The sequence below is a fragment of the Geomicrobium sp. JSM 1781026 genome, from assembly GCF_041949955.1.
Lineage (GTDB): Bacteria > Bacillota > Bacilli > Bacillales > Marinococcaceae > Geomicrobium_A.
Window position 1 is genome coordinate 356,128 of the sequence record NZ_JBHFQF010000002.1, and the last position, 12,813, is coordinate 368,940.

At 44.9% G+C, this 12,813-nt stretch carries 14 protein-coding genes and 1 pseudogene; 10 read left to right on the forward strand and 5 right to left on the reverse strand.

Translation table 11 applies throughout. The features are described 5' to 3' along the window. Positions 1–1,062 carry an NAD(P)H-dependent flavin oxidoreductase gene (locus tag ACE1TF_RS04690; RefSeq protein ID WP_375014696.1) on the forward strand — a complete coding sequence of 354 codons (1,062 nt, stop codon included), beginning with the start codon at positions 1–3 and terminating at the stop codon, positions 1,060–1,062. Here the strand turns inward: ACE1TF_RS04690 and ACE1TF_RS04695 are convergent, their stop codons facing one another. The 3 genes from ACE1TF_RS04695 to ACE1TF_RS04705 are packed head-to-tail and all read right to left on the reverse strand — an operon-like array spanning position 1,063 to position 2,326. Beyond that, a complete protein-coding gene (locus ACE1TF_RS04695) occupies positions 1,063–1,560 on the reverse strand; it encodes a cupin domain-containing protein (protein ID WP_375014698.1) in 498 nt (165 codons plus the stop codon). After that, positions 1,557–2,015, reverse strand: coding sequence for a DinB family protein (locus ACE1TF_RS04700; RefSeq protein WP_375014700.1), 459 nt, complete (start codon positions 2,013–2,015; stop codon positions 1,557–1,559). Before ACE1TF_RS04700 ends, ACE1TF_RS04695 begins: the two co-directional genes overlap by 4 nt. A gap of 11 nt (positions 2,016–2,026) precedes the next feature. Further along, on the reverse strand, positions 2,027–2,326 hold the full coding sequence (locus ACE1TF_RS04705) for a hypothetical protein (RefSeq protein WP_375014702.1): 300 nt from the start codon (positions 2,324–2,326) through the stop codon (positions 2,027–2,029). Between the two features lie 125 nt (positions 2,327–2,451). Here ACE1TF_RS04705 and ACE1TF_RS04710 point away from each other — a divergent pair, with 125 nt between their 5' ends. Genes ACE1TF_RS04710 through ACE1TF_RS04720 form a run of 3 tightly spaced genes read left to right on the forward strand, consistent with a single transcriptional unit; the run spans position 2,452 to position 4,607 of the window. After that, entirely contained in the window at positions 2,452–2,961 is a 510-nt protein-coding gene (locus ACE1TF_RS04710) for a DinB family protein (protein WP_375014705.1), read from the forward strand. Between the two features lie 60 nt (positions 2,962–3,021). Continuing rightward, positions 3,022–3,711: a class I SAM-dependent methyltransferase gene (locus tag ACE1TF_RS04715; RefSeq protein ID WP_375014707.1), complete on the forward strand. Its 690-nt coding sequence runs from the start codon at positions 3,022–3,024 to the stop codon at positions 3,709–3,711. A 2-nt stretch (positions 3,712–3,713) separates the two neighbouring features. Beyond that, positions 3,714–4,607: an alpha/beta hydrolase gene (locus ACE1TF_RS04720; RefSeq protein ID WP_375014709.1), complete on the forward strand. Its 894-nt coding sequence runs from the start codon at positions 3,714–3,716 to the stop codon at positions 4,605–4,607. Here ACE1TF_RS04720 and ACE1TF_RS04725 read toward each other — a convergent pair. After that, a complete protein-coding gene (locus tag ACE1TF_RS04725) occupies positions 4,604–5,449 on the reverse strand; it encodes a DNA-3-methyladenine glycosylase family protein (protein ID WP_375014711.1) in 846 nt (281 codons plus the stop codon). The genes ACE1TF_RS04720 and ACE1TF_RS04725 overlap by 4 nt on opposite strands. 1,020 nt (positions 5,450–6,469) lie before the next feature. On the opposite strand from ACE1TF_RS04725, the gene ACE1TF_RS04730 reads away from it, so the two are divergent. From ACE1TF_RS04730 to ACE1TF_RS04750, 5 genes and pseudogenes are all read left to right on the forward strand, one after another. Further along, positions 6,470–7,672, forward strand: coding sequence for an MFS transporter (locus tag ACE1TF_RS04730; RefSeq protein ID WP_375014713.1), 1,203 nt, complete (start codon positions 6,470–6,472; stop codon positions 7,670–7,672). Further along, positions 7,669–8,280, forward strand: coding sequence for a PadR family transcriptional regulator (locus ACE1TF_RS04735; RefSeq protein ID WP_052364178.1), 612 nt, complete (start codon positions 7,669–7,671; stop codon positions 8,278–8,280). The genes ACE1TF_RS04730 and ACE1TF_RS04735 overlap by 4 nt, the downstream gene beginning before the upstream one ends. 86 nt (positions 8,281–8,366) lie before the next feature. After that, the gene (locus tag ACE1TF_RS04740; protein WP_375014716.1) at positions 8,367–8,684 is read left to right on the forward strand and encodes a hypothetical protein; all 318 of its coding nucleotides are present in this window, start codon (positions 8,367–8,369) and stop codon (positions 8,682–8,684) included. Beyond that, positions 8,674–9,462, forward strand: a complete 789-nt coding sequence (locus ACE1TF_RS04745) for a GNAT family N-acetyltransferase (RefSeq protein WP_375014718.1) — start codon at positions 8,674–8,676, stop codon at positions 9,460–9,462. Before ACE1TF_RS04740 ends, ACE1TF_RS04745 begins: the two co-directional genes overlap by 11 nt. Next, positions 9,455–10,456 (forward strand): annotated as a pseudogene (locus tag ACE1TF_RS04750) (C45 family autoproteolytic acyltransferase/hydrolase). The gene ACE1TF_RS04745 and the pseudogene ACE1TF_RS04750 overlap by 8 nt, the downstream one beginning before the upstream one ends. 138 nt (positions 10,457–10,594) lie before the next feature. Here ACE1TF_RS04750 and ACE1TF_RS04755 read toward each other — a convergent pair. Further along, complete coding sequence (locus tag ACE1TF_RS04755; protein WP_375014720.1) at positions 10,595–11,749, reverse strand: acyl-CoA dehydrogenase family protein; 1,155 nt, start codon at positions 11,747–11,749, stop codon at positions 10,595–10,597. 93 nt (positions 11,750–11,842) lie between these two features. On the opposite strand from ACE1TF_RS04755, the gene ACE1TF_RS04760 reads away from it, so the two are divergent. Continuing rightward, positions 11,843–12,466 (forward strand): HAD family hydrolase, encoded by a 624-nt coding sequence (locus ACE1TF_RS04760; RefSeq protein ID WP_307189911.1) that lies wholly within the window; start codon positions 11,843–11,845, stop codon positions 12,464–12,466. The last annotated feature ends 347 nt before the right edge of the window (positions 12,467–12,813 follow it).

Here is a 12,813-nt window from a genome sequence, read left to right on the forward strand (position 1 = left end):
ATGTGGTATGAAACGAGCATAAGTGAACGTTTTGGGATTAACTATCCAATCGTACAAGCGGGAATGGCAGGAGGTTCAACGACAGCTGAACTTGTTGCTTCAGTCTCAAATGCTGGTGGATTAGGTACGCTTGGGGCTGGGTATATGACGCCTGAACAAATACGTGAAGCCATTCATCTGATACGAGAACAAACCGAGCGGCCGTTTGCGGTGAATTTGTTTGTATCAACGGAACTTGCTGTGGACGTGAGGAACCACATTCAACATGGGCTAGACGTGACGAGACCTTTTCGCGACACACTGGGTATTGATGAGCCCGTCATCGAGCGTATACAAGAAAGTTTCGACGAACAACTTCATGTCATTATTGAAGAACGAGTGCCTGTATTTAGTTTCACCTTTGGAGTTCCAACGAAAGCACAGATGGAAAAACTAAAAGAACAGCACATCATCACTTCAGGTACGGCAACAACCGTTGAAGAAGCGATTCAACTAGAAGCGGCAGGGGTCGATACGATTGTTGCTCAAGGAAGTGAAGCCGGAGGGCACCGGGGAACGTTTGCACGATATTCGTGCTTGCCGATGGTTGGATCGATGGCACTCGTCCCGCAAATTGTCGATCACGTCAACATCCCTGTGATCGCTGCTGGAGGAATTATGGACGGAAGAGGGGTCGCTGCGTCCTTGATGCTCGGCGCGTCTGGTGTGCAGTTAGGGACGGCATTTTTAACAGCAGAAGAAAGTGGTGCACACGCTTTGCATAAACAGGCGTTACTTGAAAGTGATGAAACGAGCACGGTGATTACGAAGGCATTCTCAGGGAAAGAGGCAAGAGGGGTGCTTAATAAGTTCATTGCTCATTTTCGTACTGACACCCACTTTGCCCCGTACCCGATACAACATGCAGTAACAAAAGGCATCCGTAAAGCATCTGGTGATCAAGGCAGCTCTGAATATATGTCGCTATGGGCAGGACAAGCGACGCGGCTGAATCGCCGGGAAACAGCCGCAAACCTCATGAAGGATATCGTGAATGAGACGACGAAGCGTGTCGGCGAGTGACTATGCATCGGGTAGTTGTTCATAAGCAAGATTTCGTATAATCGGTTCATGTTGTGGATATTCTGCCAGTAACTGCTTTTGGGTGAATAATTCAAAATCCTCGTAATCAAACCCAGGGGATACGAGGCAGCTGACAAGCGCATAGTCTCGGCGGACGGTTGAACCGAAGATCACACCTGCACGTACCGGGTAACTTAGCGTTTCGCCGGCGTGGACGTTCGTACCGAGACGGATGGCTTCGTACGTACCGTCTGGATGAATCATATGAATGGTCAACGGTTCTCCGTCGTGATAGTACCACACTTCATCACTTTTTAACCGATGGAAATGAGATGGAGATGACGGGTCAAGGAGAAAGTAAATACTCGAATATTCGCTTCTTAGCCGACCGTCTCTCGTTTTAATCTTTCCATCGGCTTGAAAGGTCTCAGCGAAATACCCCCCTTCACTATGAGATTGCATGTTCAACTCTTGGATCCAGTACGCTTTCGATTTCATAGATTCCTCCCAATGTAATTCGCTGAAACTGGCGACTGATTGAGTTGTCTTGCCCACACACTCAGCTGTCCGATATGATGAACTTCATGAACAATCACATGGGCAATAACGTCTTTCTTGTCAAACGACTCATCAAGCCAAGAGGCGTATACTTTTTTCTTTTCCTCGAAGAAAAAATCATCATCAAAGTAGGAAATGATTTCTGGTCGCAGTTGTTGTGAGAGTGTTCTGATTTCTTTGAGTGTACGATATTCGGTTGAATCGATGGGTACATCTGGTTTGCCCATGACAGCGCGAACCCAACTCACTTCTACGTCAATAATATGCAGAAGGGTTTGCAGTATGCTTCCAACCCCTCCGTCTCGTTGACGTGTCAATTCTTCAAGAGTCTGCTCAGCACACCAGTTGAACCACTCGTCTCGGACTTGCCAGTTATAAGTAAATAGTTCTCTCATATCCGTCTCCTTTATATAATTACGGAAAGGGCTGGGGGTGCGATGAGCATGGCTATGGCAGTTGTGACTAGCCATCGTGACATTCGCTTTGAGAGGACAGCCATTTCGGCCCCTTCATACCAACCGTTCCATTGGAATTTGTTGCGATACAGAACGAAAAACAAAACAGCGAGCCCGGTGTAGACGAAGAATGAGGCACTTTCTCCAACTTCCAATATGTTGTATACAGGTTCGATGATCAGGTTGCCTACGAACATGAATACGATAAATAGAACGATTAATCGCGCCAATTCAGCTACAGCGCCAAACATTTCCGATCACCTCAAGTCATACATTTCGTGTGAGTATAACATATGGAGTACAATTATTCGCCAATTGCTGGAAAAAAGCATAAAAGTTAGAATATAATGAAAGCATAATCAGGAAATTGATGGAGGTGTCGTCAATCGTTAATCACGAAGAGCTTACACGCACAAGGGAAAGATTATACGAAGAGATTCGTAGTTTAAGCAAAGACGAGTTGAACAGAAAGCCAGCGGAGCGAGAAGCGTGGAGTATCGGTCAAATTTGTCACCATCTTATTTTGTCAGAAGGGTCGTTTGCTGATGCCATTGATTATGGGCTGGAAAGGGGAAAGAAGATTCCAGCAGAAACGAAGCCGATTGAGCGGGCGTTGGACCGTTCGATCAAGACTGAAGCCCCTTCTACGTCCATTCCTGACCCTGGTCCTTTTCAAGTGACCCAACTGATGGAAGGTTTAGAAAAGTCTCGGGTATATTTTAACAATGTGATTAACAAAGTCGATGATGAGCAGCAGCTCACAGACATATCAGTAAAGCATCCGAAGTTCGGGAGACTGTCTTTAAAACAATGGATAGAGCTATTGCCGATGCACGAAACCCGGCATATTGAACAAATTCAAGAACTCAAAATAGACCAGTCATAATTACCGCTGCATCGCCCTCTCCACCATGAATTATCGTATAATGGAGGAGGGGGGTTTACTATGATAACGACGTATGAACAACTACTGGAAACGTTAGACGAATTGATGCGGACGAAACCACGACTAGATTGGGATGAATTTTATCATGATCGAGAACGGAATGTGCCTTTTTTTACATCTGATCCCGATGAAAACCTCGTCTCTTATGTAGAGGACGACAAGTTAACATTTGACCGTGTGTTGGAGCTTGGTTGTGGAAATGGTAGGAATGCGCACTTCTTAGCGGAAAATGGGAGTCAAGTTTTAGCAGTAGACCAGTCAAGAGAAGCAATACGATGGGCAAAAGAAACCGCCTCGTCAGTGGACTTCATCCAAGCAGATGTACTGAAGCTTGATGTGGACCGACACGCATTTGATCTCATCTATGATTCTGGCTGCTTTCATCACCTGGCCCCTCATCAACGTATCCAGTACTTAGCGCTCGTTGACCATGCACTCAAACCTGGTGGGTACTATGCTGTTTCATGTTTTAAAGCGAATGGGCCGTTAGGTGGCGCTGTTTTGACAGATGTCGAAATATACCGACAAAGAAGTCTTCAAGGTGGATTAGGTTTTACAAAAGGCGATTTAGAGGCGTACTTTTCACCGTGGAAGCCGATTGAAATTCGTGACATGCGGGAAACAGACGAGGAGGAGCAACGGTTTGGAAAAGACGGTTTGCTCGTCGCACGATTTCAAAAAGGAGAATGATTATGAAACCATTAACATTTACTTTACGAACGAAAGACGGTACTGATTTATTTGTTCGAAAATTCGAACCCGATCATTTCCCTAAAAAAATTGTTCTTATTGCTCATGGTCTCGCTGAGCATTCCGGGCGGTATGAACGGTTTGCGAACGTACTTAACAAGGCTAGCACTGTCGTGTATGCGCACGACCAAAGAGAGCACGGGGAAACGGGTGGGACGTACCCTGAATCAGATGTAATCGATCTCATGGCTGATGATGTGCACACGCTTTTTGAAAAAGCGACGAGTGAGTATCCTGATATTCCGGTGTATGTGTTCGGGCATAGCATGGGAACTGTCGTTGTACGTCGCTTTACGCAAGTGTATAAAGGCATTTCAGGCGCAATTCTTTGTGCTCCAGTTCATCTATTAGATGAAGCGGCGAACGTTCGTGATTTTGCGAAAGAACAAGCGAGCATTCAAGGGCGAGGAGAACGTAATGAAGCGGTTATCGGTCAAACGTTTGGGTCGTTTAATACCCCGTTTGAACCAGCAAGAACAGCTTTTGACTGGTTATCAAGAGATGATAAAGAAGTAGACAAGTATATTGAAGATCCGTTATGTGGCGGTGCAGCAACGCTCGGCTTAATGCATGATATGATGAACGCCGCTTTGGAAAACGATAAGCTTGCAAACGTCGAAAAGATGGATCGTGGTTTGCCTGTTCTCATCTTGAGTGGAGATAAGGATCCTGTTACCGACTTTAGTGATGGCGCAGTGCATATGAAACGACGATTTGAAGATGTTGGGTTGCAAGTGGAGTTGCGAGATTACGCGGAGGCGCGCCATGAGCTTTTAAACGAAACGAATCGGGAGCAAGTGATGGATGATGTGGTGGACTGGCTCCACCGTTTTTAATAGAGGAGTCGCCACAAATAGAACACCGCATAAGCCGTAAAGCCTTCCCAATGACGAGCAAGTACGTGTAGCTCATCTTTGGAAGGCTTTTCTTCGCGTTGTAAAGCAATACGTACAGCATTTTGGAATCCGACATCATCGATTGGGAATGCATCGGGGTCGCGGAGGCAACGCATGCGGACGTAATTGGCTGTCCAAGGGCCAATGCCTCTGATACTCGTCAGTGTGTGATGCGCTTTCGTTAGGTCCTTTTTGAGTTCAGACTTTTGCAGTTGTCCATCTGCGATAAGGCGAGCAACGTGGATAACGTATTCACTTTTTCGCCGGCTTAATTGCAAACGGACAAGCTCTTCGGGAGTACAAGCCGCTATCCGTTCGGGCTTTGGAAACAAATAGAGCGTATGCGCTCCATAATCGACATGTTCACCGTAATTTTCAACAATCCGTTTTTTTATTGTATACGCAAAGTTTAAACGAATCTGCTGGCCAATGATCGCCCAGCTTAGCGCTTCAAATAGATCAGGGACGCCCATTAATCGTAACCCGTAAAACCGTTCAGCCGGACCGGCTAACAAACGATCAACCGCCGCCATCTCATAAAATGGCGTCAAGTCATTAGATAGATCAAACCAGTCATCAATAAACGTTTGTACTTCGTGTTTTTTCCCTTGATGTCCTTCAAAAGCAAGGCCTCCATCTCCGCCTTCGCGAATTTCAATCACTTGTTTTTTACCCGCAATCTCAAGCGCTTTAATCACCCGGTCTCCTGCAATTAAATGGGTGATCTCTTCGTCGTTTCGCCGAAGATAATCGATGTTTGCTGAAAACGAAAAATGTTTCATCAGTGTACCGCTCCTCCTCACTTTTTTGTGTTCATTAGCTTACCATATTTCACTTCGGTTGCTGTGTATGTAAATTGAGATTTATATTTTCCTGAGTTGATTTGCGTTGAAGGCGGAGGTTTGCAGTCCAGACTACAAGTGCAACATCGGCGGCCAAAAGACGCCCGCCGTGTTTTCTATGCACTCCAGAGCAAAAGTGCAACATCGGCGACCAAAAGACGCCCGCCGTGTTTTCTATGCACTCCAGACTACAAGTGCAACATCGTTGTTCAAAGTACGCCCCCGTGTTTTCTATGGAGTCCAGAGCACAAGTGCAACATCGGTGGCCAAAGTACGCCCCCCGTGTTTTCTAGGCACTCCAAACTTCAAGGGTGACGTTAGCTCACTCTTCTGTCGACTAGTTGGAGATGTTCCAAATGTCACAAACGCTGATTTAAGTGACAGTTCAGGAAGCGAAATGGACGGTTTAGGACGGCAAATGCCTCATAAAGAGTCCAAACGGTCACAAATAGTAGCGTAAGTGACAATTGGGGCCGCCCTCGAGCCCATCCAGTCGAAAGTCAAGTGTACAGGAGAGTGCAAGGCCAGTGGCGCAAATTGTCACAAATACTGGTATAAGCGACATTTCAGGCAGAAATACCGGCGTTTGGAGCAGTCAAATGTCACATAAAAGTACCAACGGGTCACAAAAAGTCGTTTCTGTGACAAAATGAGTGGATATGAGCCGGATTGCTGGCACGAATGGTCACATAAATGAATCACAGAGAGCGCCCCCCCTGTTCTCAACGCGGCCCGCGGTTCACGCACGCTTCTTCCCAAGTAATTTTATTTCTGATATTTATCGCAAAGAGCTTCTTGTTTCCTCCGACGAGGGGAAGGAACGGGTGTTGAGCAATCTCAACCATCAGCCCAGTGAGTTTCCTTCCTTCACATGTAGAAGACAAAAATGTCTTGCTTTTTCCTTTGTTTTTATATATAAATATTTATATATAAAAACTTACATAAAGAGGAGGGGTTTTCATGTGGAATTCGGCATTTAAGGTGTTATTTACGAACCGATTACTCACATTATTTGCGGACGCATTGTTATTTTTTTCACTATTAAAAGAAGTGGAACAACGTGTGAGTGACCCGACGCTGTTCGCGTGGTTTTATGTGGCGTATTACGTGCCTGTCTTGTTTTTATCGTTACCGATCGGTGCTTGGATGGAATCCAGACAACTCAAGCGAGTCATCCGATTTTCAAACGTGGCAAGGGCTGTTTGTTTGTTGCTTATCGTATTCCTATTACCGATACTTCCGCTCCTCTATGTGCTCATCTTTTTAGCGGTGCTGAGCGTATTGGATTTGTTTTTCTTACCGGCGAGCCAATCATTTTTGCCTAGAATCGTTCCCGAACAGCATCGCCCTCGAGCGAATTCATGGTTTCAAATGGCGATTACAACTGTTCGAATTATTGCACAAGTGTTTGCGGGCATAGCCATTATGCTCAATGTACCTGTCACCTATCTGCTAGTCGTGGCGATGATCTGCTTAGCTGTGGCGGGGGGGATAGCTACAAAATTACCAGCTGTTCGTAATGTTGAATCCAATCGTGAAGCACTTCGTTTGCAAATTGTTGCCGGTTTTCGTTATATGCTCTCCCACACTAAACTTAGGTGGCTATTTGTTTTCGTATCCGTAGGTATGTTTGTTGCGATGTCATTTGAGCTTGTGATTATACACTTTCTCTCTGAAACCGTTCGGGTTGGGGTTGAGAACATCGCTTGGGTGAGTGTGAGCAACATCATTGGCATCACCGCCGGCGCTTGGTTGGCACCTAAACTGATGTTGCGTCTGGATCGGAAATGGCTGCTCTTTCCACCGTTTTTATTTTTGGTCATGACGTTCGTTGTGTTACTGTTCGTGACGACGCTACCCGTTCTTCTCCCGTTTTTTATTATGCAAGGGTTTGCCATCGGCGTGTTTCAAGTGACCGCTGTTACACTCATCCAAGAGTGGACAGACCGTAAATACTACTCCCGAGTGTTTGCGTTGTACTTTTTGGCGACGAGTGGGATGATGTTACCAAGTGTTTTTGTGAGCGGATTTTTATTATCGGTGAGCTCATTCCAAGTGACGGTCACGATTATGGGTTCAATTCTATCCGTAGCAGGAATTCTAGGGGTTTGCTTATTTCCGAGCATTGGTAAATCTAACAACAGGAAGGAGAACGCTTCATGAGTCTAAAACACGGTTTACTCGGACTATTATCGACGTGGGAAGCAAGTGGTTATGATATAAAACAAGAGTTTGACGGGTTTGTAAGCGTATTTTGGCACTCGAACCTGTCGCAAATTTATCCTGAACTCGCCAAGCTTGAAACGAACGGATGGATTCAAAGTAGACTCGTTCCACAAGTCGGTAAGCCCGACAAAAAATTGTATCAAATTACAGCGGCTGGAAAAGAAGAGCTAGTGACTTGGTTAAGCCAACCACCTGAGCTTCCAAAACGAAAAGACACGTTTCTTATGCAAACGTTTTTTAGCGATCAATTATCAACCGATGAAGCACTTTTTCAACTGCAAACATTTGGGCGGAAACAACGCGAAAAGATTGACGAGATGGAGAAGTTTCTAAACGATACACTACAAAGTATTCGCACCCGTCAAGCAATTAAAAAACGAATTGTTGTCGCCGCAAGTGTGTATACACATGCAATCGAGCAAGAAAAGCTGTACTTAGCGTGGGTCAAAAATATGATGGTGGCGTTAGAGAAAGCCCGAAGTATTTGGGATGATGACGAAGAGGAGCTTACGTTTGAAGAGTTTGACCGATTGTTTTTGAAATAGAAGAAGACGTAAACAGATGACCGGGAAACCGGTTTTTCAAAAAGGTACAGACAATTTGCTATAATGGCATAAAGGTGGGTGTTGAGATGAAAGTGATCACACTATGTGGATCGACGAAATTTAAAGAGCAATTCGAACAAGCGGAGCGAGCGTTAACACTTGAAGGACATGCGGTCATTAGTGTTGGTTTTTTTGAGCAGTCTGAAGGCATTGAAATTACCGACGAGCAAGTACAAATGTTTGGACAAATTCATTTTAAAAAGATTGATTTGGCAGATGAGATTTTTGTCATCGATCCAGGGGGGTACATCGGAGAGGCGACACGTAAAGAAATTGACTATGCACACAGTTATGAAAAAGCCGTTCAGTATTACTCAGAAAGTGGGATGGACGATGATTCGTAGGTTAACTCAAGCAGATCATGAAGAATGCTTTGCTCTATTGAAAACAAAGGCAGCAGAAAATTTATTTATTATTGGTGATATTGAAGCGTTTGGGTATGAACAGGATTTTCAAAGGTTATGGGGAGAGTGGGATGAGCGAGGCGAGCTTATTGCGGTTCTTCTTAAATATCGGCAAAACTACATTCCTTTTGCCGTCGCACCGTTTGATGCGCTAGCCTTTTCAGAAATCATGCTCAAAGATTCTGAGTTTCATATGATGAGTGGGCTGAAAGAAACGACTGAGAAGATCGAGCCGTATCTCGGTGCATATAAACGAAAACGAGAAACGTATTATGCGAAGTGTACAACCGTTAAGAATGATTTCCGTGACGTGTCTGTAGTAGAGCGAGCGACAGAGACTGATGCCGAGCCGATTGTGAATCTGTTAAACAGCATTCCAGAATTTGACCAATCGGTTGACGTGACCGCTAGTGACAAACGAAAAGGGATGGAAGATGGTGTATCACGCTCAGTATACGTACAAGTTGGCGGACGAATCGTCTCGACAGCTTCAACAGCAGCAGAAAATACCGTCTCAGCCATGATCATTGCAGTCGGCACACATGCAGATTATAAGCGAAAAGGGTATGCCTCCCAGTGCATGCAAGCCCTTTGCCAAGAGCTAATCTCAGAAGGAAAAGAGCTTTGCTTATTTTATGACAACCCCGAAGCGGGGAACATTTACAAGCGTATCGGATTTGAAGATATCGGTTTTTGGATGATGTATACATATGAATGAGTATCGCGTGAGTGTTCAAGAATTGAGAGGTAGCTCATTGGATATTGGAAAGGCACAGGGGCAGCACAAAGCTGTACAATTAAGTTCACATTTATTAAAGAAGCAAGACAATTTCTCCAACGCATTTCGCACTTTTCAACGTTTTGCTCCCCATCTAATCTGTGAGCTAGAAGGTATTTCAAGCGAGAAAGGTATATCTGTAGAAGAGGCTTTTTCAATGTATTCAGGGTATGGAAGGTTTGATTTTCCGGCAATGGGGTGTTCGACACACTTTACCAATAACGGCGCCGTTCGCAATTATGATTTCTCCCCGCAGCTGTATGATAAGCGTTTGGTTTGTTCAGCGCCAACGAAAGCGTATGCAAGCGTTGGTACTTCTCTCCATCTTATTGGTCGGCACGAAGGGGTTAATGAAAAAGGGCTATGGATTTCTTTGCACTTTGTAAACAAAACAGACGCTCAAGGGTTTTTAGCGACAATGATTGTTCGGATCGTACTTGATACATGTATGAATGTTACTGAAGCAGTTGCTTGTATAGAGCAGCTTCCTCATGCGTGGTGTTATAATTTTGCTATTCGTGATGAGGCAGGGGAAAGAGCGATACTTGAAGCGTCGCCAGAAAAGGTATATGTGAGGTCGGATGATTGATGTACAAATCATTTTCATACAATGACCCAAAAGAATCGTACAATTCTCAGTTCGAGTATACAGCGTTATAACGCAATGGATCAACTAGAGCGTCTATCATTGAAACAGGTGATGAAGAGCTTTATTGAAGAAGAATCTCCGTGGTTTTTAAAAGAATATGATGAATATTTTGGTACACTTCATACATTTGCCTACGATTTTGAACAGAAAAATATCTACTTCTCCATTCCTGGAGAAAAGACCCCGTTCCAATTGAATTGGCCTACTTGGGTTCAAGGGGAGAGGCTTACGATAAGTGAGTTAATCGGAGAGTTACCAGGGTTTCGTGAAAGCCGGGTAAAGTAATGGTTTCGACAATAAAGATATTCAGTAGCGCTACTGCCTGAATTGTATCGTGTCGTAATCTAGAAAAGTATTAGTAAAATACTTGAACATCTACCATAGATTGTACTATGGTAGATGTTCATTTTCAGCAAAGAAGCCCTACATGCCGAGATGTTTGGCAATGATGGTTTTCATAATTTCATTCGTTCCGGCATAGATGCTCGCGACAGGGACGTCTCGGTAGCGCCTAGCAATTTCATATTCTTCCATATAGCCGTACCCTCCGTGCAGTTGCATGCATTCCCCGGCAACTTTCTTCGCAAGGTCTGTCGTCCACCATTTCGCCATCGACACTTCGTTCACGATGTCTTCCCCGTCGATATGCTTAACGATGAGTTGATCCACAAATGTCCGACCGATCTGAATCTCAGTAGCTAGTTCTGCTAGTTTAAACTGGGTGTTTTGGAACGAGCTGACCGGTTTACCAAACGCATGACGTTGTTTCACATAATCTAAGGTGAGTTCCAACATCCGCTCACAAGACGCCATCGCGCTAATCGCAACAGTGAGACGTTCCTGCTGCAGCTTGTCCATGAGATAGTAGAACCCTTTTCCTTCTTCACCAAGTAGGTGAGCCGCAGGAACTTCGCAATCTTCGAAAATCAGCTCAGATGTACCACCGGTATGCTGTCCGACTTTTTCTAGTTTTTTTCCTTTTTTGAACCCAGGGACAGGTTGTTCAGTAGCATCAACGATGATCAGACTCAATCCGTGATGGGCTTTTTTTGCGTTCGGATCGGTTTTGCAGACGACAACAACGAAGTTAGAGAGACTGCCATTTGTAATAAAAATCTTCTCTCCATTTAACACGTACGTGTCACCGGTCTTGACTGCGGTCGTAGTAATGGCTGACAAATCTGAGCCTGTACCGGGTTCGGTCATGGCAACCGACGATATGAGTTCTCCGGTTGTTGCTTTTGTTAACCATTTTTGCTTCTGCTCTTCTGTCCCAAAGGCTTCAATATACGGCATGACAATGTCATTGTGGACGCCAGGACCCATGAGGCCTGTACCCACTCGCTCGAGCTCTTCCCCAAGGATCGCAGAGTAGCCGAAGTCAGCTTCGATGCCGCCGTATGATTCGTCTGCCCACGGGCAAAGGTACCCTAATTCGCCGAGGTCTTTCCAAAAGGAAAGCGGAACTTCTTTTTCTCGTTCCCATGAATCAAAGTAAGGTCGAACGTTTTTGTCTAAATATGAGCGGAGTGACTTTTGAAATAATTCATGACTTTCAGTAAAAAACGGGCGTGTCATCTTCATCTCCCCAATCATTCGTGATGTATTCACTGTATTTATTATACAATAGAGTGAGTATAGAGAAAGGAGTGAAGACCAATCGATAGCATTATTTTTGACCTAGATGGAACGCTTTGGGATTCGAGTGAGACCGTTTTAAAAACGTACAATCAAGCAATTAGTGCTCACCCAAAACTTGATCAGCCCATAACAGTAGAACAATTAGGGAGCACGATGGGCTTGCAAGCGAAAGAAATTGGAGAAAAGCTCTTTCCACAGTTAGACGAACAAGAACGAATGCAATTACTCGGTGAAGTTGAACGTAAAGAAAACGAACAACTTCTTCTGGAAGGAGGCAGATTGTACCCACAACTGGAAGAAGTGTTGGCTGAACTGTCCTCCTCCTATGCGCTCTACATCGTTAGTAATTGCCAAGAAGGGTACATTGAAGCTTTTTATGCGTACCATCAACTCGGGAAGTACTTTAAAGACTTTGAAAACCCAGGGCGCACCGGGCTATCAAAAGGTGAGAACATTACGCTTGTCATGGAGAGAAATCAGCTTCACTCCCCAGTGTACGTCGGCGACACAGTCGGGGATCAGAAAGCGGCTCAGCTAGCAGGAATTCCGTTTATTTATGCTGAATATGGCTTCGGTGAGGCGGATCATTTTGATCAGAAAATCAAACATCTAGCCGAGTTGCCAAGTGCCATAAAACAAATAGAGAAGTCGTAAACGACTAAAACCCGGATGGCCGTTGATAGGACATCCGGGTTTTTATGGTGGATCGAGAAGGTGAGGCGGCGACCTTCGCCACTCTACGTTTAATTGGTAAATTATAGGAGGATGGTGATCTAGATCACGCCCAAAATGATCTATATGTAATGAACATAACATTTTTCTAATTTGCGCTGTTGGGTGTTCGGTTGAAGGGGGATCGGGGTGCCATTTTGCGCGCAAGTTTAGTTTAACGATTTTGGCGCTCATTCTGCTAAACTTGCGGGCAGATTTAATGCCTATAAGCGAGCAACCTGTCGGCCCCAATGGGACCAAAGCCAAATCAGACGTCGGTTCGGTGCGGC

Bases quoted from the DNA above. Each gene is read 5' to 3' on its own strand.
- ACE1TF_RS04720 (WP_375014709.1), top strand. From the start codon at position 3,714: ATGAAACCATTAACATTTACTTTACGAACGAAAGACGGTACTGATTTA.
- ACE1TF_RS04735 (WP_052364178.1), top strand. From the start codon at position 7,669: ATGAGTCTAAAACACGGTTTACTCGGACTATTATCGACGTGGGAAGCA.
- ACE1TF_RS04695 (WP_375014698.1), bottom strand. From the start codon at position 1,560: ATGAAATCGAAAGCGTACTGGATCCAAGAGTTGAACATGCAATCTCAT.
- ACE1TF_RS04700 (WP_375014700.1), bottom strand. From the start codon at position 2,015: ATGAGAGAACTATTTACTTATAACTGGCAAGTCCGAGACGAGTGGTTC.
- ACE1TF_RS04740 (WP_375014716.1), top strand. From the start codon at position 8,367: ATGAAAGTGATCACACTATGTGGATCGACGAAATTTAAAGAGCAATTC.
- ACE1TF_RS04725 (WP_375014711.1), bottom strand. From the start codon at position 5,449: ATGAAACATTTTTCGTTTTCAGCAAACATCGATTATCTTCGGCGAAAC.
- ACE1TF_RS04755 (WP_375014720.1), bottom strand. From the start codon at position 11,749: ATGACACGCCCGTTTTTTACTGAAAGTCATGAATTATTTCAAAAGTCA.
- ACE1TF_RS04715 (WP_375014707.1), top strand. From the start codon at position 3,022: ATGATAACGACGTATGAACAACTACTGGAAACGTTAGACGAATTGATG.
- ACE1TF_RS04690 (WP_375014696.1), top strand. From the start codon at position 1: ATGTGGTATGAAACGAGCATAAGTGAACGTTTTGGGATTAACTATCCA.
- ACE1TF_RS04730 (WP_375014713.1), top strand. From the start codon at position 6,470: ATGTGGAATTCGGCATTTAAGGTGTTATTTACGAACCGATTACTCACA.
- ACE1TF_RS04745 (WP_375014718.1), top strand. From the start codon at position 8,674: ATGATTCGTAGGTTAACTCAAGCAGATCATGAAGAATGCTTTGCTCTA.
- ACE1TF_RS04705 (WP_375014702.1), bottom strand. From the start codon at position 2,326: ATGTTTGGCGCTGTAGCTGAATTGGCGCGATTAATCGTTCTATTTATC.